The sequence below is a fragment of the Pseudoalteromonas sp. SW0106-04 genome (assembly GCF_001293805.1).
GTDB lineage: Bacteria > Pseudomonadota > Gammaproteobacteria > Enterobacterales > Alteromonadaceae > Pseudoalteromonas > Pseudoalteromonas ruthenica.
Window position 1 is genome coordinate 1 of the sequence record NZ_BCAI01000020.1, and the last position, 22567, is coordinate 22567.

General features: G+C 47.5%; 23 protein-coding genes and 1 tRNA gene. 6 read left to right on the plus strand and 18 right to left on the minus strand.

The window, feature by feature from the left end; all coding sequences use genetic code 11:
* Window positions 1-157: 157 nt before the first annotated feature.
* The 17 genes from W04_RS17195 to pspA form a co-directional block, all read right to left on the minus strand.
* A complete protein-coding gene (locus W04_RS17195; RefSeq protein WP_053911725.1) occupies window positions 158-463 on the minus strand; it encodes a hypothetical protein in 306 nt (101 codons plus the stop codon).
* A gap of 117 nt (window positions 464-580) precedes the next feature.
* On the minus strand, window positions 581-1015 hold the full coding sequence (locus W04_RS17200; protein ID WP_053911726.1) for a hypothetical protein: 435 nt from the start codon (window positions 1013-1015) through the stop codon (window positions 581-583).
* Between the two features lie 456 nt (window positions 1016-1471).
* Window positions 1472-1547, minus strand: a tRNA-Ala gene (locus W04_RS17205).
* Between the two features lie 120 nt (window positions 1548-1667).
* Complete coding sequence (gene htpG, locus W04_RS17210; RefSeq protein ID WP_053911727.1) at window positions 1668-3584, minus strand: molecular chaperone HtpG; 1917 nt, start codon at window positions 3582-3584, stop codon at window positions 1668-1670.
* 146 nt (window positions 3585-3730) lie between these two features.
* Window positions 3731-4342 (minus strand): recombination mediator RecR, encoded by a 612-nt coding sequence (gene recR, locus W04_RS17215; RefSeq protein ID WP_053911728.1) that lies wholly within the window; start codon window positions 4340-4342, stop codon window positions 3731-3733.
* A gap of 137 nt (window positions 4343-4479) precedes the next feature.
* Window positions 4480-5643 carry a hybrid sensor histidine kinase/response regulator gene (locus tag W04_RS17220; RefSeq protein ID WP_053911729.1) on the minus strand — a complete coding sequence of 388 codons (1164 nt, stop codon included), beginning with the start codon at window positions 5641-5643 and terminating at the stop codon, window positions 4480-4482.
* Between the two features lie 126 nt (window positions 5644-5769).
* The gene (locus W04_RS17225) at window positions 5770-6096 is read right to left on the minus strand and encodes a YbaB/EbfC family nucleoid-associated protein (protein ID WP_022944023.1); all 327 of its coding nucleotides are present in this window, start codon (window positions 6094-6096) and stop codon (window positions 5770-5772) included.
* Between the two features lie 58 nt (window positions 6097-6154).
* On the minus strand, window positions 6155-8506 hold the full coding sequence (dnaX, locus tag W04_RS17230) for a DNA polymerase III subunit gamma/tau (protein WP_053911730.1): 2352 nt from the start codon (window positions 8504-8506) through the stop codon (window positions 6155-6157).
* Window positions 8507-8508: 2 nt separating this feature from the next.
* Complete coding sequence (gene apt, locus W04_RS17235; protein ID WP_053911731.1) at window positions 8509-9054, minus strand: adenine phosphoribosyltransferase; 546 nt, start codon at window positions 9052-9054, stop codon at window positions 8509-8511.
* A gap of 117 nt (window positions 9055-9171) precedes the next feature.
* Complete coding sequence (locus W04_RS17240) at window positions 9172-9516, minus strand: 4a-hydroxytetrahydrobiopterin dehydratase (RefSeq protein ID WP_053911732.1); 345 nt, start codon at window positions 9514-9516, stop codon at window positions 9172-9174.
* Window positions 9517-9526: 10 nt separating this feature from the next.
* Window positions 9527-10324: a phenylalanine 4-monooxygenase gene (phhA, locus tag W04_RS17245; RefSeq protein WP_053911753.1), complete on the minus strand. Its 798-nt coding sequence runs from the start codon at window positions 10322-10324 to the stop codon at window positions 9527-9529.
* Window positions 10325-10569: 245 nt separating this feature from the next.
* Window positions 10570-11754 carry a methionine gamma-lyase gene (gene megL, locus W04_RS17250; RefSeq protein WP_053911733.1) on the minus strand — a complete coding sequence of 395 codons (1185 nt, stop codon included), beginning with the start codon at window positions 11752-11754 and terminating at the stop codon, window positions 10570-10572.
* Between the two features lie 102 nt (window positions 11755-11856).
* Window positions 11857-12918: a TIGR01620 family protein gene (locus W04_RS17255; RefSeq protein WP_053911734.1), complete on the minus strand. Its 1062-nt coding sequence runs from the start codon at window positions 12916-12918 to the stop codon at window positions 11857-11859.
* A complete protein-coding gene (locus W04_RS17260; protein ID WP_053911735.1) occupies window positions 12915-14306 on the minus strand; it encodes a YcjX family protein in 1392 nt (463 codons plus the stop codon). The genes W04_RS17255 and W04_RS17260 overlap by 4 nt, the downstream gene beginning before the upstream one ends.
* A gap of 85 nt (window positions 14307-14391) precedes the next feature.
* The gene (gene pspC / locus W04_RS17265) at window positions 14392-14790 is read right to left on the minus strand and encodes an envelope stress response membrane protein PspC (protein WP_022944394.1); all 399 of its coding nucleotides are present in this window, start codon (window positions 14788-14790) and stop codon (window positions 14392-14394) included.
* Window positions 14787-15020, minus strand: a complete 234-nt coding sequence (gene pspB, locus W04_RS17270; protein WP_022944393.1) for an envelope stress response membrane protein PspB — start codon at window positions 15018-15020, stop codon at window positions 14787-14789. The genes pspC and pspB overlap by 4 nt, the downstream gene beginning before the upstream one ends.
* A gap of 76 nt (window positions 15021-15096) precedes the next feature.
* On the minus strand, window positions 15097-15768 hold the full coding sequence (gene pspA, locus W04_RS17275) for a phage shock protein PspA (RefSeq protein ID WP_053911736.1): 672 nt from the start codon (window positions 15766-15768) through the stop codon (window positions 15097-15099).
* A 188-nt stretch (window positions 15769-15956) separates the two neighbouring features.
* Between pspA and pspF the strand changes: the two genes are divergently transcribed.
* The 6 genes from pspF to W04_RS17305 are packed head-to-tail and all read left to right on the plus strand — an operon-like array spanning window position 15957 to window position 22320.
* Window positions 15957-17045: a phage shock protein operon transcriptional activator gene (gene pspF / locus W04_RS17280; RefSeq protein ID WP_053911737.1), complete on the plus strand. Its 1089-nt coding sequence runs from the start codon at window positions 15957-15959 to the stop codon at window positions 17043-17045.
* Window positions 17046-17048: 3 nt separating this feature from the next.
* Window positions 17049-18653 carry an ABC transporter substrate-binding protein gene (locus W04_RS17285; RefSeq protein WP_053911738.1) on the plus strand — a complete coding sequence of 535 codons (1605 nt, stop codon included), beginning with the start codon at window positions 17049-17051 and terminating at the stop codon, window positions 18651-18653.
* Entirely contained in the window at window positions 18650-19684 is a 1035-nt protein-coding gene (locus tag W04_RS17290; protein ID WP_022944389.1) for an ABC transporter permease subunit, read from the plus strand. The genes W04_RS17285 and W04_RS17290 overlap by 4 nt, the downstream gene beginning before the upstream one ends.
* Window positions 19671-20564 (plus strand): ABC transporter permease subunit, encoded by an 894-nt coding sequence (locus W04_RS17295; RefSeq protein ID WP_053911739.1) that lies wholly within the window; start codon window positions 19671-19673, stop codon window positions 20562-20564. Before W04_RS17290 ends, W04_RS17295 begins: the two co-directional genes overlap by 14 nt.
* On the plus strand, window positions 20564-21559 hold the full coding sequence (locus tag W04_RS17300) for an oligopeptide/dipeptide ABC transporter ATP-binding protein (RefSeq protein WP_022944387.1): 996 nt from the start codon (window positions 20564-20566) through the stop codon (window positions 21557-21559). Before W04_RS17295 ends, W04_RS17300 begins: the two co-directional genes overlap by 1 nt.
* The gene (locus W04_RS17305; protein WP_022944386.1) at window positions 21559-22320 is read left to right on the plus strand and encodes an ATP-binding cassette domain-containing protein; all 762 of its coding nucleotides are present in this window, start codon (window positions 21559-21561) and stop codon (window positions 22318-22320) included. Before W04_RS17300 ends, W04_RS17305 begins: the two co-directional genes overlap by 1 nt.
* A gap of 6 nt (window positions 22321-22326) precedes the next feature.
* Here W04_RS17305 and W04_RS18995 read toward each other — a convergent pair whose 3' ends face one another.
* Complete coding sequence (locus tag W04_RS18995; RefSeq protein ID WP_197275980.1) at window positions 22327-22503, minus strand: hypothetical protein; 177 nt, start codon at window positions 22501-22503, stop codon at window positions 22327-22329.
* Between the last annotated feature and the right edge of the window lie 64 nt (window positions 22504-22567).

A 22567-nucleotide genomic window follows, 5' to 3' on the forward strand; every position in this document is an offset into this window, starting at 1 on the left:
CCTGAGTCTAAAATTAGTGCTCGTGAGATCAAGCATGACCGTTGCCTAACGCTTGCCTGACGCTTGCCTAATCGGCGCGAAATAGCAGGCTAAAATTAGCGAAGAAGGAGCGCAAGCCTGCTGTTTTGCGTCCCTTGGTTTAGGCACTTGTTAGTTTTCAATGCCTACCAACAAACGCCATAATCCAATCATGTTCTTCATCACTTGTTGTTTCAGTATCAAAGAACTCTGATATTTCAGCTTTCATTGCATACAACTCATTTACTCCCTCTTCTAGGGTTGATAAATAAGTTGTATGAAAGAAGCACCCGTACACTCCACTTGTTATTGAGTATGGTGCAATATCACCACCTTTTTCCAAAGTTAGGCGAGCACCTTTGGAATGCTCCTCGTCCTTAATTATTTCACCACTTTCAGAACCTATTGTTCCAATGGTTTCTCCATTATCAGTTTGATTCCACATAGCTCAACTTTTGAAAACTAACGCCCAAATAAGGGGCGCAAACGCGTGGGCGAAAATGGCGAAGCCGCCCGCGTGTTTGTGTCCCAGTGCGCCTCGGCGCACGACTTAATTTGTTTGTTATGTTTCATTGCCAATGCGAAGAAATTCTTTTATTTGAGATTCCGATGGAACAAACGGGGAGTATAGAATTTCAATTAGTTTAATTTTTTCATCTTCATTGTAGTTAGCCCAAGAACTAGTAGCCTCAATTCGCTGTTTAATATATTGAAAACCCTTCCATTCAGATTTCAATTGGCGTGATTTTGTCCACAAGCCCGCTTCCATATTTTCATTGTGGTCATGGTGATATGCGATTATCGAATCGAGATTTCTTCTCGCAATATTTGATAGCGGTTCACTGAACGGGATAGCACTATCAATGGGGTCTAATTCTGCAAATTTTGCTTGTGTAATAGCCCTGTGTAGGGCCATTGCTTCTACCAATGTTTCTATAGTGAGCATAAGTTCACGTGTCCTTTTGAAACATAACAACTTATTAGCGAGAGCTTGCACGATACACTTCCTTGTAAGGTAGGAGACTGAGTATATAGACACACTAATAAGACTTAAAAAATCACTGTAAATCATACAATAAAGTAAACGTCGCCTCGGCACAATGCGAACAAAGTGATACTGCAGTTCAGCATATTCCCGAGCTACGTAGGGTGATTGAAATTACAGATTTCTGTAGTGGTGAAGCTATAACGCATAAGTTGGAGTTGTTTAAAGCAAACCAAACTGATTGCTATGAAGTCTTTGTAGATGGCAAGCTTTGAAAGAAACGTATTGGCTGGAGCAACATTCTTGCTGGCATTAGGATGGCACTGCCAAGGCTAGCTAGAGAACGTCTATTCTTCGCTCATAGCTGCCAGTCAGATGAAGTCTCAACCTGCTCATCTAAACTGTAAGATCAGATATTCGCGACTAAAAATAAAGGGGATCAATGTACTGGTAGGTAAAAGAAGTGATTGGTGGAGCTAGGCGGGATCGAACCGCCGACCTCTTGCATGCCATGCAAGCGCTCTCCCAGCTGAGCTATAGCCCCCAAACACGACGTTATTCTATGTTTTTTTAACTCGCTTGAAAACCCCTAACCTCCCGTTTTTTATAAATTTATCAATAAAAAAACCCGAGCTATTGCTCGGGCCTTTCGGTTGGGAACTGTTTACTTGTTTAAATCAAGCATGAGCTTATTCAGTCGACTAACAAAGCCAGCTGGGTCTTTTAAGCTGCCGCGCTCAGCCAATAGTGCTTGGTCAAGCAATACTTCTGACCACTGCTTGAACTTATCTTCGTCTTGCTCATCATTTAAATGTTTCACAAGTTGGTGCTCAGGGTTAAGCTCGAACACCGGCTTGGTTTCCGGCGCTTGCTGCCCAACTGATTCCATCAACTTGATCATTTGCGAGCTCATGTCGTTCTCATCGGCAACAACACAGGCTGGCGAGTCAGTTAAGCGATGGGTAAAGCGCACTTCTTTAACTTTATCGCTAAGCACCTCTTTGATGCGCTCTAAAAGTCCTGCTACTTCCTTCTCCGACTCTTCTTGCGCTTTTTTACTTTCTTCGTCGTCCAAGTCACCTAAGTCAAGATCGCCACGAGTAATCGACTGGAACTGCTTTTCCTGGAACTCAGTAAGGTGGCTCATCATCCACTCGTCAACACGATCGCTCAGCAGTAATACTTCGATGCCTTTTTTACGGAAAATCTCCAAATGCGGTGAGTTTTTCGCCGCTTCAAAGCTATCAGCCACAACGTAGTAAATCTTATCTTGACCTTCATCCATGCGCTCAATGTATTGCTCTAGTGATACATTTTGAGTTGCTTCATCGCTGTGTGTTGATGCAAAGCGCAGCAGCTTGGCAATGGCTTCTTTGTTAGCCATATCCTCAGCTGGGCCTTCTTTAATCACCCCACCAAACTCATTCCAGAAAGTCTGGTACTGCTCAGGCTTGTTTTTGCCCATGCGGTCAAGCATTTTTAATACCCGCGAGGTACAGCCTTTGCGGATCGCCTGGGTCACTTTGTTGTCTTGTAAAATTTCACGAGACACGTTCAATGGTAAATCATTGGAATCAAGCAAACCTTTTACAAAGCGTAAGTAGCCAGGCATAAATTGCTCTGCGTCATCCATGATAAAGACGCGTTGCACATACAGTTTTAAGCCGTTTTGGCGGTCGCGATTATACAAATCAAACGGTGCACGCTTAGGAATATAAAGCAGGCTAGTGTATTCAGTCTTACCTTCTACTTTATTGTGCGCCCATGTCAGTGGCTCTTCCCAATCGTGGCCTACATGCTTGTAGAATTCTTGATATTCTTCATCGCTGATTTCAGATTTATCACGTGTCCATAAAGCTTCAGCTTTGTTAATAGCTTCCCACTCACCGGGCTTAGCTTCAATTTTCTCACCGTCAGGGCCTTCAGATTCAGGCACTGGCTCGCGATACATTTCCACTGGGATCGAAATATGGTCTGAGTATTTAGTCACGATACCGCGTAGGCGGAATTCATCAAGGAACTCTGTTTCATCATCGCGCAGATGTAAGATAATCTCAGTGCCTCGACTCGGCTTGTCGATATTCGCGAGTGTGTACTCACCCTCGCCTTTTGACTGCCATTCAACAGCCTGGCTTTCGCCGGCCTTGCGCGTGCGTACAGTCACTTCGTCGGCAACGATAAAGGCCGAGTAAAAACCTACACCGAATTGACCAATGAGTTGCGAGTCTTTAGCTTTATCTCCAGTAAGGTTTTGGAAAAACTCAGCGGTACCCGATTTGGCAATCGTGCCCAATGCACTCACCACTTCATCACGGTTCATGCCTATGCCGTTATCGCTGATGGTGACCGTTTTTTTATCTTTGTCTGCGCTAATACGCACTTTTAAGTCGGCATCGCCTTCATACAAACTGTCATTTTCTAACGCCAAGAAACGCAGCTTGTCTGCCGCATCTGACGCATTAGAAACCAACTCACGTAGGAAAATCTCTTTGTTGGAATACAAAGAGTGGATCATTAAGTTAAGCAGTTGCTTTACTTCGGTTTGAAAGCCGAGCGTTTCTTTTTCTGATGTTGCTGTCATTTCTCTCTCCGTTAGCAAACAATCCCAGCATGTCTGGGAAGCAGATATGCTCTGTATATGGGGTATTGCATCTCGGATTCAAGAGCGTACGCATAAAAAAAACGCCTAACGGCGCTTTTTTGTAATTAAACAGACTTCTCTAAAAGTCAGCTTTCATATTGCACTTGTTTACGACCGTTGAAGGCATGGGATAATGTCATACCATCGACTAAGTCAAGCTCACCTCCAACGGGTACACCATGGGCGATACGCGACGCACCGACATTGTACTGTTTACACAACTGGGCAATGTAATGAGCCGTAGTTTCGCCTTCAACTGTCGGGTTGGTCGCTAATATCACTTCATTGATGCTGCCTTGGGCAAGCTTTTGCTCTAATACGTCTAGGCCAATTTCATTCGGGCCAATACCATCGAGTGGCGAAAGATGACCCATTAATACGAAGTACAAGCCTTGATAGTGCCCTGTTTGTTCAACCGCCAAGACGTCACTGGGTGATTCCACAATACACAACAAGCCCGAATCTTGGCGCTTTACATTGCTACATAACTCGCAGATATCTTGCTCTGTAAAGGTACGACAGCTTTGGCAGTGACCAATATCTTGCATCGCTTGATTTAAGGCCTGCCCTAATTGCGCCCCCCCTTCTCGGTCTCGCTCTAATAAATGAAAAGCGATGCGCTGCGCTGATTTCGGGCCAATGCCTGGTAGGCAGCGTAAAGCGTCAACAAGTTGCGTTAATTTTGGAGATAATTGCATAACGGATCCCAAGTACCACAGAGGTCATGATTACGCCGGTGGCCTAGCCACAAGCGTTGGCAAGAGCACAAGGCAGACATTGACCTTGGCGCTAAAACCCCAGTATAAAGCGCTTCAGCACTTAGGCTCAAGGGCTTTTAGTAGCGCGCTCCCGCTTGCAACCGATTAGGTGAACCAGATTGACTCTGTAGCGGCACTTGTATACTAAAACGCACACCACGCGGACGCAGCGCCTGTACTTCAATAGAGCCATTAAGCAACAGGGTAATGCCTTGGGCAATACGGGTTCCCCCAAGCCCTAATGCCCCATTAGCTCGTGCTGTGGTATAAAAGGGTGACAATATTTGCGCCGCTTGCTCGGCTGATAATTCCGCTGCGTTATCTTCATAGATAAGTTGCGCATATTGCCCCCTTTGCTCAAGCTTGAGCACGACCTCTAAATTGTCACCCGGCTCTAACTGAGCATGTTTGCAGCTATTAGCCATTAACTCCAACAGAACCCGCTGTATGGTATTGCTGCCGTGATCCATATGTAGCTGCCCTTGCACATCAAACGAAAGCCGGAAGGGGTAACTTTGGTAAGTGAAGGGCTCGAATAACATTAACGCCATATCATGAATATTCACCGCTTCACCGTCTGGGGTGCTGTAGTCATTAAACATAGTTTGAAACTCACCCACCATTTCACTGGTTTTCAGCAAATTGCGCATCAGCAAGGTGTTGGCATGGTCGATTTTCTGCAAGCCAGAATCTAACGCTTTGGCGGTTAGGGATTTTTTATTCAGTGCTTGATGCAGTGTTTGACTCTGCATCTCTAGCGACCCGCTCGCTGTTAGACAATTTCCGAGCGGCGTATTGAGTTCATGTGCCAGCCCTGAGGTCATCAACAGAATATCTTTGAGCGTGCTTATTTGTTGTTGTCGATGCGTTGCCTCTATCAGCATAAGGTAAGTGCTGACCCGTTGTTGTACTTCGGTTTTATTAAAGGGCTTAACAATGTAGTCAACGCCACCGGCGGCAAAGGCATCATCAATATGTTGGCGATCAGAGTATGAGCTAATAAAAATGATAGGCACATGGGCGCTGTACTCATCCTGCTTAAGCTGCTGGCAGAGCTCTAACCCATTCATGCCGGGCATTTCTATGTCCATCAGAATAAGTGCCGGTAAATGGCGATGAATCTCAACCAACGCGCGTTCAGCAGATGTAGCGTGAGTCAGTGAGTGGTGCTTTTCTTCCAATATGGCTTTAATAATACGAAAATCAAACTCCTGATCTTCGACCACCAATATATCATTCATGACAGCGGCTCCCTCTTCCTTTGTTGTTGAGTGTAGCAGTCCTCAAGAGCCTCTGTGTTTGCTATCTTAAAGAAATAAAAAACCCCGCTATAAAGCGGGGCCAAACACATAAATCTAGATGCAGATTTAGAACGGCATTTTCATGCCTGGGGGTAAGTTCATCCCACCGGTTACCTCAGACATACGTTTTTGACTTTCGTCCGCTACGCGACGTACAGCGTCATTGCACGCGGCTGCAAGCAAGTCTTCAATCATGTCTTTGTCATCTTCCATTAGGCTTTCATCGATTTCCACGCGGCGTACATTGTGGCTACCTAACATGGTCACTTTGACTAAGCCCGCACCGGCTTCACCGGTCACTTCTAAATTGGCAATTTCTTCTTGGGCCTTTTGCATGCGCTCTTGCATTTGCTGCGCCTGCTTCATCATATTGCCCATTCCGCCTTTAAACATAGTGCTCTCTCTCGTTAAAAATCGCTCTGCTGGCAAAGATAAGGCCAACAGCCATAAATTACAATGCTTGAACCGAGTTTTCGTCCAAGATTGCTGAAAATTGCGTCATCAGCTGCTGCACGTGTTCATCTGCTTTCACTGCAGCAACCGCCTGTTGGTAGCGCTGGCCATCAATGTTTTGCTGAATTAAAAACGGCGTTTGTTGCAATTCATCGACAAATTCAATCTGCACGTTCAATGGTTCTTTAAAGTGCTCAGCTAACCCTTGTTGTAAGCGCTCACGTAACGCACTGCTGTCTAGATGACGCTGGCTTTGCTCTACATGCAACGTCAGCTCTGTGCCCTGTTTTTGATAGCGACTATGCAAAGCAAACTGCCTAATACGCCCACCGAGACCCATAGACTCAATAATATGTGCCCAGTCATCCTGTTGGTGCGCAAATTTGACATCACTTACACTGCTTTCAAAACCTTCAGGTGCGGCGATAGCGACTTGCTCTTGCTGCGACTCTTTGCGCGGTGTAGCCGGCGCTTCTAGTTGCTCCACTAGCTCAGGAGCCAATTTTTGCGGATCAGGCTGGTGTTTATCCATTAACCGCTGTGCTGGCGATTGTTGCCGCTGCGCTTTGGTTTTTTCGGGTGGAACGGCATTAGCCGTTTCTTGGCTCGCAGTGCTTACGGCGGTGGCCCGTTTAGTTCGGGCCTCGGCCTTTTTTGCACTATCATCCTCTTGCACGGGCCTGCTCGCCGTTCCCAATTTGCGGTTTTTTAAGATACGCGCAATGGCAGACTGCGCCTCATCTTGCAGTTGGTCTAACTGCTGCGCTGGTGAAGCGGGTGCGGGGCCTTGCTCAGCACCTGCATTGGCGGCTACTTCTGCGCCCTGCTCAATGGTCATTGCTGTTTGTGCATTCTCTGCGTGGGGTTGATAACCTTGTTCATGCGCCTGCTGCATCACTTGTTCAAACTGCTGCGCGGCCATCGCTTCATGATGCTGATCATCTTGAGAGTCAGCTTCATATTGGGAATTTGCTGCGTTTGTCCCCTGATTATCGCCACCATTTGCAACGGATTGCGCTGGCGCAGGTTCGGTGCCCATGGCGGGTTCTGCGCGTTGCGGTTCAGAGGCAGAAGTACTTTGCTGCGCCGCCACGCGTGGCTCCTGAGGCTGAGGCTGAGGCTGAGGCTGAGGCTGAGGCTGAGGCTGAGCAGTATTTTCTAGCCCAGCCTTGTTACGCGCTAGCATTGCCCGCAGGTTCGCAGTTTTTTCTTCATTATCACCACGAGACGGCGTCTGTTGAGCCGTCGATGTGGTCGCAGTGCCATACTGTGGTTCAAAAGCGAGCAGGCGTAGCATTAACATCTCAAAACCCACTTGCGCAGAGCTAGCCCATTGTAGGTCCCGCTTACCCGCTAACAACAATTGATAAATCAAGTGGATATGTTGCGTATCAGCAGTATTTGCTACCTCAGTAATATAATCACTGTCACGGTCGTTTAGTAGCGCTGCACTGGGCACTAGCTGAGTTAATTGCACACTGTGTGTAAGATTCAACAGGTCATCAAGTACGGCAATATAATTCGGGTTGTGTTGTGCTAAATTGCGAATTTGCTGGATCAGCTCATCGCCATCACCGAGCAATACCGCACTAAGCAATTGCTGGGCATAGCGCACATCCATCAGCCCGAGCATGTCTTTAATCGGCCCCTCGTGCAACTGTCCATTGGTTTGCGCAATGGCCTGATCGGTTAAACTCAGTGCATCTCGCATACTGCCATCGGCAGCCTTAGCCAACACCGCTAAGGCAGGCTGTTCAAAATCGAGTTGCTCTTGGCTGAGCACATGCGCTAACTGAGTACTGATCTGTTGCACCGACAGCGCACTTAAATTGAACTGTAAGCAACGAGATAAAATGGTTACAGGCAATTTTTGCGGATCGGTCGTCGCTAGCAGAAACTTAACGTGCTCAGGTGGCTCTTCCAATGTTTTTAACAGCGCATTAAAGCTGTGCTTGGAAAGCATGTGCACTTCATCAATGAGGTAAACCTTGAACTGCCCGCGAGTCGGGGCATATTGCACGTTATCTAGAATCTCTCGGGTGTCTTCAACCTTGGTCCGCGATGCCGCATCGATCTCAATAAGGTCAATGTATTTACCGGCTTCAATATCTAGACAAGTACTACACTGACCACATGGCTGTGCCGAGATACCCTGCTCACAGTTCAGGCTTTTGGCAAAAATACGGGCTATAGTGGTCTTGCCCACACCGCGAGTGCCGGTGAACAAGTAAGCGTGGTGCAAACGCTGCTCGTTTAAGGCATTAACCAATGCTTGTTTGACATGGTCTTGACCCACGAGTTGATGAAAGGTTTGCGGTCGCCACTTACGGGCAAGAACCTGATAGCTCATGTTTAATCGCCTTCAAATTCAACTAATTTGAACACATCGATACCTTGCTCACGCACTCGCTGTTCACCACCTAGAGCGGGCAGAGAAACCACAAATGCTGCGTCGCTGGCGTGGCCGCCTAATTTGGCCACCAGCTTGGCGGTCGCTTCTATGGTGCCGCCCGTAGCGAGTAAGTCGTCAACGAGCAGTACTTTATCGCCGGGTTCGATGGCATCTTTGTGCAATTCAAGAATATCTTCACCATATTCTAACTTGTAGCTTTGTGCAATGACCTCACGCGGCAGTTTGCCCGGCTTACGCACAGGAATAAAAGGAATGCCCAGTACATAAGCCAAAGGGGCGCCAAAGATAAAGCCGCGAGACTCTGTGCCAATGATTTTGGTAAAGCCTTGGTCTTTATACTTGCTCACCATGCTATCAATGGTCAGTTTAAGGGCCTTAGGATCGGCCAACAAGGTGGTCACATCGCGAAATTGGATGCCTGGCTTAGGATAATCCGGCACTGTGGCAATAGATTGCTTGATGTATTGAAGATCAGCAGCACTCATAGTTATTTCATTTTTTGTTCTGACAAGCGCTGCATTATAGCAAGTTGTGCTCAACAATGAAGCCGCCAATAAAAAAGGCCACCTTGTGTGGTGACCTTTTAAGCAAAGCTCAATTGCTTAAAGCGATGCGAACACTTTGTCGGTTTTAGCCGCGCAGATAAAGTCGTTCTTATGCAAGCCTTTAATTGAGTGAGACCACCAAGTCACTGTCACTTTACCCCACTCGGTTAAAAGACCTGGGTGATGCCCTTCGTCTTCTGCCATATCGCCTACCGCATTGGTAAAGGCTAACGCTTGTTTAAAGTTTTTAAACTTAAAAACGCGCTCTAATTGCATGATACCGTCACGAACTTCAGGCACCCAATCTGGGATATCTTTAATTAACTCGGCCAACTCTTCATCTGATACTTTGGGCGCATCGGCACGACACGCTTCACATTTTTGTGCGCTTAATTCAGACATTGCTAATTCCTTAACTTGCTTTTTTCTCTTTAGGGGGAAACTTAGGTTCAAACAAACCAAGCTCTTTGGCCTTGGCTACCATCGACATTAAATCCATTTGCGAGATTTCAAATAAATCATGGATAGAGTTAATGGTGTAGTACACGGGCTGCATGATATCAATGCGGTAAGGGGTACGCAGCACATCCAACACATTTATTGGGTTGATTTCGGGCTCATCGGAGTACACGTAATTGGTCTCGCCTGGGCTTGATAAAATACCACCGCCATAAATACGAAGACCGTCTTTAGTTTGCATCAAACCAAACTCAACGGTAAACCAGTATAAACGCGCTAAGTAGACACGGTCTTTTTTGTCTGCTGCATAGCCTAGCTGACCATACTTGTGGGTAAATTCAGCGAAATCCGGGTTTGTGAGCATAGCGCAATGGCCAAAGATCTCGTGGAAAATATCCGGCTCTTGTAAGTAATCGAATTCCTCGCGAGTGCGGATAAACGTGGCGACAGGAAATTGTTTGTTCGCTAATAAACGAAAAAACTCGTCAAAATCAATCAACGCAGGGACCGGCGCTACCTGCCAACCCGTTTCGCGCTCGAGTACTTCATTCAGCTCGCTAAGCTGCGGAATACGATCGGTGGGCAAGTTAATTTTTTTCAGGCCTTCGATATACTCATCGCAAGCGCGCCCTTCAATGCATGACAACTGGCGCTCGACCAACTCGGCCCAGGTTTGGTTTTCTTCATCGCTCCAATGAATAACGCCATTCTCATCCGGCGTTCGAGAAACGTATTTACTTGATTTAGCCATAACTACCTTACCTTGTCCCATTTGCTTTTGTTTGCACTGCAAACGCACGACGCAAATGACTCTGTGTGTGTTAACCAGATACTAAGGAAAAGTACATCTGTTTGTAATACTTGGTGCTGTTATACGTTCTGCGCAAACCGCTGAAAACGTAAACCTAAAAATACACTTATACACCTTAAAAATTACACCCTTGCTTTTAGTGAGCTACAAAGCAAAAGGGTGTAAAGTATTTATTACTAAATTTATTAAAGCTTTGCTAACCCTTGGCTTAGATCTGCAATAATCTCATTAACATCTTCTAAACCTATGGAAATGCGGACCAAGCCATCGCTAATTCCTGCGGCTCGACGCTGTTCCGGTTCATAAGTGGAGTGAGTCATTGAAGCCGGATGCTGAATAAGGGTTTCTGTATCCCCTAAACTGACCGCCAATGTGCACAACTGCAAGCTATTAATAAACTGCTCTGTTTGTGCTAAAGACGCTTTAAGTTCAAAAGCAATCACGCCGCCGGCATCTTGCATCTGCGAGCCCATAAGCCGATGTCCTGGATCGTTCTTGAGCCCCGGGAAATAAACGCGCTCAACGCTTTGATGCTGATGTAGAAATTCCGCCACCTGATGAGCACTTTGACAATGGGCCTGCATACGCACCGCTAAGGTTTTCATGCCTCGTAATATTAACCAGGCGTCAAATGGGCTCATGGTGGCACCAATATCTTTGAGTACCGTCGATTTAATACACTGAATATGCTCATTACTGCCACACACCAGACCTGCGACGACATCACCATGACCATTGAGATACTTCGTCGCGCTGTGCACAATCAAATCTGCACCAAAGTGCGCGGGTTTTTGCAAAATAGGCGTCAAGAAGGTGTTATCAACAACGCTGATCAACTGGTGACTTTTTGCCACATCGCACAACTGCTGTAAGTCGTAAACATCAATGTTTGGATTGGCAGGTGTCTCTACAAATAACATTTTAGTATTCGGACGCAGAGCTTGCTTAACAGCCTGTATATCGTTGCAATCAACAAAAGTGACTTCGACGCCAAAGCGAGCAAGTAAGTGGCTAAACAGTGCATAAGTGCAGCCATAGACTGTTGTTGATGCTATCAGGTGATCGCCTGCGCTAAGAAAGCTCATGACTGCTGCTGAAACCGCACCCATACCAGTGGCGCAGGCCGCCGCATCTTCGGTCTGTTCAAGCGCTGCCAGCTTCTGCTCTAGCTCGCGCACTGTGGGGTTGCCGAGACGCGAATAAATATACCCGGCCTCTTCACCAGCAAAGCGGGCTGCACCTTGCGCTGCGTCGTCAAACACAAAGGTTGAGGTTTGGTATAAAGGGGCCGCTAAAGCGCGATGAGGATCGCGACGCTCACCCTGGGGATGGATACATTGCGTTTTGTCTGAAGGTTGAATATTTTTCATAATGCCACCGTTTTTCTTTCTAACATAGTGGCAGTTCTGGCTATAAAACAAGCAAGCTAGCCGCTTGGATGGCTAGCTTGCTGTACCATCTCGGTGTTTTCGTCAATCTTTGTTGACGTTCTCTGTCGTGGGCTCGTTTTCACGCTTATCTAAGCGCGTCAATCGGGCTGCTAAGCGTTTTGCTGTCGCTCGCAATAAAGATGGCTTGGCTTCCAGCTTCGGTAATGGTCGACACAGCTCCATCGCCTTATAGCCAATGCGTGCAGTCAACACTCCGGCGCTGAGGCCTTGGGCAGCACGAGTCGATAATACACTCAATAACTTGGTGCCAAACGCCGTGGCGGCTAGATCGGCAAGCAACTCGGTAGAACCGACAAAGAGCATTTGCTTAACCAAACTGCGATAAAGCCGAACACGACTCATGTAGCCCAGTGCCAAGCCATAATTATCAGCAAGGGTATCGACCAGTTTCAGTCCGCGCCATAACACCGCAAGCATATCCACTACCGCTAATGGGCTGACACTGACTAGCACCGCCGATTCAACGGCGTAGCGATTAATAATCTGCTTAGCCTGTTCATCTTGGCGCACCAGTAAGGTGTCGCGGTACAACTCCATCACTTCGCGGTCACTTAGATGCTCGGCAATTTGCCCTTTAAATTGTGCAAAGTCGGCATGGTTTTGAATACGGTTAACGCTCTCCAGCCAAGGCAGTGCTTGGCCGATTTGTTCACTCGCCAACAACCGTTGAGCTTGTTGTTGATGATGGTGATTAACTTTGAGGCGCTTCAAATTGACCAGCTCACGCCATAGCAACCGGCCAATGAGCAACACCGCCAGCCCAATAACACTGCTATATAACGCGCCAAGCCATACAGAGGCTTGAAAGCTCGCAACAATACTGAGCACGGTTTCAACGATAATGAGGGTTAACAACAGCCAAGCAAACAACCTTTTCAATAGCGAGCGTTTACCACGCTGGCGCCCCAATTCCTCATCCAGTGTTGATTCCAGCTCGCTTCCCTGCGCCAAGTCGAAATCATCCTCCTCTTGCGGCACGTCATTACGAGCAACCACTTTAGCGGGCTCCAACTGAGATGCAGATTGCTGCTGCGACTGGTCCTCAAAACGCCGCGCTCCGGCTAAATTAACTGGCTCACTCATGTCAGCTTATCCCCCAATAAAAATTCCAGCGCATGATCCATACGCATATGTCGCAAGCGTCCGTCGCTGTGCGGCCAAGGGGCAAAATCGATATAGTCAAATCCCTGCTGTGGCCATTGCTGTGCAGTCAGACGGTGTCGCGGTGGCTGCGGTGGCAAATAGGTGAGCCACTGCGACTCATGCAGCGGTTTACCATAGACGCAATGCAAACTTTGTCCTTTTTCCACCACCTGCTTGCCTTGTGTTGCACACACAGCGGCCATCGCCATGGTGTCAACTTCAACCCCAGAAAAGGTCAAGCTATTGGCTTTTTCTTTGACAATATCGTGCAACAGCAGCGCCAAATCTTGATGGTAATTAGCCCCGACTTGGTCTGCCTTATTGGCGATAAACAGCAGCTTATCAATGTTAGGACTGAACAGTCGGCGAAGCACATTGCTCTTGCCGTAATCAAAAAAAGACAGTAACTCTGTAATTGCCTCAGCTTGCTCATCGAATATGTCCGGACCCAGCTTTAGCGCTCGCAATAAGTCCACAAGCACCACTTGACGGTCAAAATGGCAAAAATAGTCTTTATAAAAGGGCTTAACGACTTGTGCTTTATAGGCTTCAAAGCGTGCCTCAAGCTGCTGATATTGAGTATGTTGCTCACCCTGCTTTGGCGCATGGCAAGGAAAAAAAGACAAAAGCGGCGCTCCCTCTAACTCCCCGGGGATCAACATCCGCCCCGGTTGCAAGTTAGCAGCGTGGGCATGAGCCTTGATATTAACTAAGGCTTGCTTGTATAACTCACTGAGCTCCTTTAAGCGTATTTCATCGACCTCTGCACTGGCGTCAAACTCATGCAGTGCAGTCATAAAGTCCTGTGCATGCTCTGCTCTCGCGGCCTTGTTGAGCATCGTTAACTGACGTTCACACCAAGTGGGATAATCCATGTTCAACATGGGTAAATCCATTAGCCACTCACCTGGGTAATCAATAAGATCAATGGTTAGTGTGGCGCTATCACCAAATTGTGCTCGTAACCCCTGCTTGGGACGGTAGCGCATGGCGAGGCGCAAAGTATTAATACGTTGCGTTGACTCTGGCCAGGCCGGCGGTTGCTGATTCAACGCAGCCATCGCTTGACGATACGCAAAAGTCGGGATATTTAGCGCTTTTTGTGGCACCGGTTGTGTGGCTATGTGGCGCCCCTCGCGAACAACACGAAAAAAAGGCATGTTTTGTTCGCTCGCTTGCTCTGATAGCTGGTGCACTAAAGCTGTGATAAAGGCTGTTTTTCCACTGCCTGACAATCCTGTAACCGCCAGGGTGATATGGCTATCTAAGGTACGCTTTAAAGTTTTTTTGGCTCTGTCTTTGAGCTTATCAAGGCGTGAGTACGACAAATTAACTCCTTGTTGAAATGCCCTTGCATACAAACACAGGCAACCAGCTAATAACGACTAGCTGGTTGCAATGCGCCTGAGGGCTTTATAGCTTATTAATTTCTCTGTCTACCGTGAAGGTCGGCGAAGTTACATGAGTCTCCATATGCTGAATACGGTTGTCTAACTCACCTAAATACTCCTTCAATTCTTTAAGAGCCTTACGCGGGGGCTCACCCTTTTGCCACACTTTGGCTTTCACCTCACCGACATGGGCGCTCTTACTACTGGGCGCTGTTTGCTCTGCGGCTGGCTTTTTCTCTAATATAAGCCAAGCAGCAATGTAGGCGACGATAAATAAGGGCCCCCCGGCCAACAACACGGCGGAGATGAAAATAATGCGTACTAACCACAACTCAAAATTAAAGTAATCGCTGACCCCTGCACATACGCCGCCTAGCTTGCCGCGCTCAGGGTTGCGATATAATTCGCGTTTGCCACTCATACCTTACTCCTCCACTGCGGGGACTCCTGGTCGAGCAAGGTCTCTAAGGTGTTGATGCGCTCTGCCATTTTCTCAGCTTTATTAGCCAGTTCAACCAGTTGACGGTGCTCGTGTTCACTTAACCCTTGGCTTACCTGTTTTTTACTGCGGTAATGTAATATCAGCCACAACGGCGCCACAAAAATCAAAAATATGACAATCGGTGGTAATAACATATCAAAATCAAACATAATCCTCTCCTGCCTTGTTGTTATGGTGCGCCATCGTGTGGCTAGGGTCGCGTACGACCCTTCACCTTATACATTATTATTCTGCTTTATTGGTTTTGCCCATTTTTGCTTTCAAGGCTGAGAGTTCATCGTCAATTTTCTCGTCCTTTTCTAGCTGCTCGATTTCATCAGACAGCGACTTCTGACCTAACTCATAAGACTCTACCTGAGCCTCGAGGCCATCAATTTTTGTCTCGTAACGCTCGAACTTATCCAGTGCATCTTGCACCTTGTCACCATCAAGTGTCTTTTTCACATCTAAACGTGATTGCACTGAACGCTGACGAAGAACAATCGCTTTCTGGCGCGCTTTAGCGTCGCTGAGCTTCTCTTGCAAGGTGCTGATCTCTTGTTGCAACTTGTTGATGTGCTCGTCTACATGTTCAAGCTCACGCTCAAGTGACTCTTTCGCTTCGGTACACTTGCTCTTTTCTAGTAGTGCAGCGCGTGCTAAATCGTCGCGGTCTTTCGATAAGGCTAGCTCAGCCTTCTCTTGCCACTGCTCAGTTTGCTTGTGCAATGTTTCTAACCGGCGGCTGAGCTCTTTTTTCTCTGCGAGTGTTTTCGCCGATGTCGAGCGCACCTCCACAAGTGTGTCTTCCATCTCTTGGATGATTAAACGCACCATTTTTTCTGGGTCTTCTGCTTTATCTAAAATAGCATTGATATTCGAGTTTACGATATCTGCAAAACGTGAAAAAATTCCCATAATTTTTACCTCGGATGTTGAAGTCTTTGTTGACTACTCTACGTATTATCAAGTTGCTTGCCAACTTTAAAACCACATAAAAAACTTAATTTATTCATTAAGTTACTTTATATTCACCAAATCACTTTCTTATCTTTAAATAATGAAATACACTAAGCTTTAGCAAAAATAACTAAGAGTTAGTGTAAATGAGCCAGTTCCGCAAAAAAGACGATTTACTGGGCCAATCCGATAGCTTTTTAGAGGTGCTCGATCAGGTCTCCCAGTTGGCCCCCCTTGATAAGCCGGTGTTAGTCATTGGTGAGCGCGGTACCGGTAAAGAGCTTATCGCTGCACGGTTACACTATCTATCTGGGCGTTGGGATCAAACCTATGTCAGTCTTAACTGCGCTGCACTCAATGAGAACTTGCTTGAAAGTGAGCTATTCGGTCATGAAAGTGGCGCTTTTACAGGCGCCAGTAAACGTCATGAAGGACGTTTTGAGCGCGCCAACGGCGGCACATTATTTTTAGACGAACTCGCAAATACCCCCGCAGCGGTCCAAGAAAAACTGCTTCGGGTAATTGAATATGGCGAGTTTGAACGCGTTGGGGGCCGGGCGCCAATAAAAGTTGATACACGACTTATTTGCGCCACCAATGAAGACTTACCCAGCCTTGCCGATGCCGGCGAGTTTCGACACGACTTGCTGGACCGTCTCGCCTTTGACGTAATTACGCTTCCTCCGCTGCGTGAGCGCCAAGAAGATATTTTGCTGCTAGCCGAGCATTTCGCTATTAACATGGCACGTAACCTGGGGTGGGAGTTATTCAGTGGTTTCACTACCCGAGCTAAGGCGGCTCTGCTGGACTATGACTGGCCGGGGAATGTCCGTGAGCTGAAAAATGTGATAGAGCGCAGCTTGTATCGTCATGGCAATGAAAGCCTCGCGGTGCATACGATTAATTTAGACCCCTTTGCCAGCCCCTATCGGCCTAAGACATTGAGCACTCGCAAACCTGCGATGGCCGTCAATGAGCAGCCACTACTCAGTGACTCAGAGCAGCCTCAAGTGGCACACGCAGAGCCGGCGAAAAACAACCAACGAATGGACTTCCCGTGCGATTTAAAACAACTCTCCAGCGACTACGAAACAGAACTGTTGCGCCAAGCGCTGGAATTTAGCCAATTTAATCAAAAGAAAACTGCACAATTGCTTGGTTTAACGTATCATCAGCTAAGAGGATATTTGAAAAAATACAACTTACTTGATTCGCAGCAAAAACAAGAGGCTTAGCCTGTGTACACACGGTTGTTAGGCATTGCCATGGTGCTCTTAATGGGGTGCCAAGACGAAGACACGCAGTATGCACCGATGGAAGGCATGGTTTATTGTGCTGAGGCCAACCCTGTCTCTTTCAATCCGCAAGTAACGACCACCGGTTCAACTATCGACCTGATCGCTAAACAGTTGTACAACCGCTTACTACGTATTGATCCCATCACCGGTGAATTTATCCCCGAGTTGGCGACCAGTTGGGAAATTAGCGATGATGGCACGGAAGTGACGTTTAACCTGCGCGAAGATGTTAAATTCCATACCACCCGCTATTTTACTCCCAGCCGTAATTTTAACGCCGATGATGTGGTATTTACCTTTAGTCGCTTATTCGACGTATACAACCCCTATCACTTCGTTGGTGAAGCCAGCTATCCATATTTTCAGAGTGTTGGTCTTGATCAGCTTATACGCAACATTCGCAAAGACTCACCATACCAAGTTACATTTGAATTGTTTAACCCCGAAAGTAGCTTTTTAGCGAATCTGGCTACAGACTTCGCGGTGATCACCTCGCAAGAGTATGCAATGACTCTGATGGCCAACGAGCAGATGGATTTGTTTGACCAGCTACCTGTGGGCACCGGCCCGTTTGTTTATCGTGAATACCAACGCGACCGACTGATCCGCTACTATTCACACCCCGAGTACTGGGAACACCAAGTAAACCTCGATCAGTTGGTATTTGATATTACTCCTAATGGCACAACACGTATTGCCAAGCTTTTAACCAAAGAATGCGATGTCACCCCACACCCAAGTGCGACCCAATCAAGCGTTCTGCGCCAACGCGACGATATTGAGTTGGAACAACAAGATAACCTTAATGTCGGCTATTGGGCCTTTAATACTGAACGTGTGCCTTTTAATAACCCGCAAGTACGCCGGGCATTAGCCCATGCCATTAATGTCGACAAAATTATGCAGGCGGTCTATTACGGCCAAGGCGTGAAAGCGGCTTCAATGTTACCGCCCATTAGTTGGGCTTATCAGCAGCAATCTAATTTGCCCCAATACGACCCAGGAAAAGCTCGAGAGATGCTCAGTGCCGCTGGCTATGAAAATGGCTTTGATATGACCATTTGGGCCATGCCGGTAAGCCGTATTTATAACCCCAATGCGCGCAAAATGGCAGAGCTGATGCAAAGTGACCTGCGTGCAATTGGTGTTAACGTGCGTATTGTCGAGTATGAGTGGAATACCTTTTTACAGCGCGTAGGCGAGCACCGTCATGATAGTGTGTTGTTGGGATGGGCCGCAGACACCCCCGACCCAGACAATTTCTTTAGTCCACTACTGAGTTGCGCCGCCACTTACAGCGGTAAGAACCCAGCCAATTGGTGCAATCCCGAATTTGATATGCTCCTGACGCAAGCGTTAGACACCACAGAGCAAGCGCAGCGACAACAGTTTTACCACCAGGCACAACAGATGATAGCGAAACAACTGCCCCTTTTCCCTCTGGCTCATGGTAAGCGCTCGCAAGCTCGTGACAGCCAAGTAAAAGGGATCAATCTCAGCCCCTTTGGCGGCATATCCCTAGCCCATGCGAGTAAAAAACCATGATGTTAGAGTTCGCCTTACGTCGGGTTTCGTTGCTGGTTTTTATGCTTTTTACGCTGAGTGTGTTTACCTTCTCATTGGGCTACCTGTTCCCCGGTGACCCGCTAACGAATTTTAGTGGTATTGAAACTGCAGGCTTTTCGCAAACAGCGCAATTACAGCAGCAATACCATATGGATGATGGCTATGTAACGCAGTACTTTGCGTTTTTAGGACGCATTATGCAGGGCGACTGGGGATTGTCTTTTGCTTCCGGCGATGGTGTTTTTGGCCATGTGTTAGATTTAGCTCCTGCGACCTTTGAACTCGCTATTTATGCGCTGTTTGTGTCCGTGTTGGCGGGAGTTCCAGCGGGAGTCATCGCTGCTCTATCACACGGACGTTGGGGTGATAAGCTCATTAGTGGCTTTACATTAGTCGGTTACTCTGTGCCTATTTTTTGGTTAGCACTGCTGCTTATTATGGTATTTTGCTTACAACTGGGGCTATTCCCTATGTCTGGGCGTATCAGTTTGCTTTACGAAATCCCCGCATACAGTAATTTTATTTTGCTAGATATTATGGTTGCGGGCTTTCCCTATGGCGGCCTTGCCTTTGCCGATGCGCTGCATCATCTGGCATTGCCAACACTGGTGCTGGCGACCTACCCAACCACGGTTTTAATCCGCTTTACCCGCGACTCAATGCTCAACGTGCTTGACCAAAACTATATTAAAACGGCCCGGGCGAAGGGGTTGAGTCGCCGCCAACTTATTTTTCACCATGCGCTTCGCAATGCGTTGTTGCCGGTGATAAAACAAATCGGCCTGCAATTTAGTGCGTTGATCACGTTAGCCATGATCACTGAAGTTATTTTTTCATGGCCTGGCATTGGTCGCTGGTTAATAGACAGCATTTACCAACGTGACTTCCCAGCAATTCAAGGTGGCTTATTGGCAATTTCGGTATTCATTATTTTCGCCACCATTATCACCGAGTTGCTCTACACCCTGCTCGACCCGATTTCACGGAATCAAGCGCATGGCAAAGTTTAAATTATTTACCGAACAGTCTAACGTGTCGCCGCTGTCGCGGTTATGGCGCAAGTTTAAATCTAACCATGTGTCTTTGGTTGGTTTATGGCTTTTTATTGCGCTGACGGTACTGGCTACTACCGCGCCGTTACTGGCGCCTTACGGCATCAACGAGCAACATGCGGATGCGCTGTTGATTCCTCCCTCATGGCATGAGGATGGCGATGTACGCTTTATTTTAGGTACCGACGATTTGGGCCGTGATGTGCTTTCACGCCTTATGAATGGAGCGACCTATACCTTCGGCTTATCAATTATTGCAGCGCTAATGACCACCTTGGTGGGCGTATTGGTCGGCACCTTCGCCGGTATGAGCCATGGCCTGCGCGCGAGCTTTCTGAACCACCTGTTAGACATCACCTTATCTATCCCTTCGTTGCTACTGGCGATTATCATCATTGCCATACTCGGACCGGGTTTGATGAACACCGTGTGGGCGATTATCTTTGCGCTGTTGCCACAGTTTATCCATTCGGTGCGTAACTTAGTGGTCGAAGAGCTTAATAAAGATTACATCAGCGCATTTCGTCTTGATGGAGCAAGCCGCTGGCAAATCTTAGTGCGGGGCATCTTCCCCAATATTTACGAACGTATTGTGGTTATTTTTACTATGGCGCTATCATTAGCCATTTTGGACATTGCAGCCTTAGGCTTTTTGAAGCTTGGCGCGCAACCTCCTACAGCTGAGTGGGGAGCTATATTGGCGGAAAATCTAGGCCTAATTTACCTCGCACCATGGACCGTCGCCTTGCCGGGGATCCTTTTGTTTTTAGCGGTACTGTCCACCAATCTTGTTGGTGACGGTTTGCGTAATGTACTCAAAGAGCGGCGGGCGGACTGATGCAATTGCTCGATATTCGAAATCTGACCATAGAATTGACGACCTCAGATTCGGTGATTCGCGTGGTAGATAAAGTAAACTTCAGCCTAAAAGAAGGCGAAGTACATGCCCTTATTGGCGAGTCGGGGTCTGGCAAAAGCCTCATTGCCAAGGCCTTAGTGGGTGCGTTAAATAAACGCTGGCGGGTCACAGCCGACCGCATGCACTGGCGCGGCGTTGACTTAATGCGGCTCTCGGATGAAAAGCGACGTAAGTTGGTAAGCCAAGACTTAGCGATGATTTATCAGGAGCCGAGTCGTTGCCTCGATCCCACAGCGAAGATCAGTGACCAAATTGAAGAAAGTATTCCGGCGCGCAACTATACCGGTAATTTATGGCAACGACGCAGAGCCAAGCGCCAGCGTGTCAGGGCACTGTTGCACAAGGTGGGCATCAAAGAACACTCCAAAGTCTTGACCAGTTACCCACATGAGTTGTCAGAAGGCGTGTGTCAAAAGGTGATGATCGCGATGGCCATCGCCCGCTCCCCTAAGCTACTTATTGCCGACGAACCGACCACAGCATTGGAGAGCACCACACGAGCACAAGTATTTCGACTACTGAAAAGTTTAAATCAGCTTAAAAATATGTCGATTCTGATGATCTCTCATGAACTCGAAGAATTGACTGACTGGACACATGGTATGCACGTGCTGTATTGCGGGCAAATGGTGGAGGCCGGACCGACCAAAAAAGTGTTTGCTCAACCGCGCCACCCTTACACTAAAGCGCTGTTACAGAGCTTGCCCGACTATGATGTTGCACTTGGCCATAAAGAGCCGCTGTTCGCCCTTAAGGGCACCATTCCCACCTTGCAGCACCTGCCTATAGGGTGTCGGCTTGGGCCACGCTGCCCGAACGCACAGAAAGCTTGTGTTGTCACTCCTAAGTTAGACAAAGAGCAAGGTCATAGTTATGCCTGTCACTTCCCTTTACATAAACAGGAGCAAAGCTGATGCAACCCTTATTGAAAGTACAAGGTTTGGGCAAGCAACTGGCTGTGAGGGCGGGTTTACTGAGCCATAAGAAAGTCAGTTTACTCAAAGATATCTCATTTTGTATTGGTCGCGGCGAAACACTGGCAGTTATTGGCGAGACGGGTGCAGGAAAAAGTACACTCGCAAAGGTGTTGGCCGGTGCCGATGAGGCCAGTAGCGGCCAGATCATTCTAGAAAGTGATTTAGTGCATGACGGGACTAGTCGCCATGGCGACTGTCGGCACATTCGGTTGATTTTCCAAGACCCAACCACGTCACTTAATCCTGCGCTCACTATCGGCGAGATTTTAGATGACTGTTTACGCTTAAATACCGAGCTTAGCAGCGAACAAAGGCTGGAAAAAATAAAGCAAACATTAGCGAAGGTGGGGCTGCTTGTTGAGCACCGTTTATACTATCCGCATATGTTCTCTGGCGGGCAATTACAGCGCGTTGCACTGGCACGCGCACTGATCCTGGATCCGAAAGTCTTAGTATTGGATGAGGCGCTTTCCTCCCTTGACCCCTCAGTGCGCGCACAGACGGTGAATTTGCTGTTAGAGTTACAACGAGAGACAGGGCTAAGTTACGTGTTGATCACCCATCATTTGAGCCTGGTAAAGCACATGAGTGATCAGGTGTTAGTACTGGATCACGGGGAAGTGGTGGAGTATGGGAAAACCGGTGAAATTTTCGGTAATCCTCAATCCAAAACCTGCCAGCGTTTACTAACTTGTTAATGGCAATCAGGCGTGTGATTTGCGCTTTTTACTCAGCGGGAAAAGGCGCAGCCAAAAAGCCGCTTCAAACATAAAGCCAAGCACCACAAAAGCGAAAAGCCCAGTGCTATTCCCTGCGCTGTATGACGCTATCGCTGCAACAATAAGCGCCATAGCAATTAAAAATCGATATACACCTTTCATACTTCCTCACACTCCTTATTGGGGGTAGGTTTCACTGTACTACATTGCGAAGTGTAATTCATGT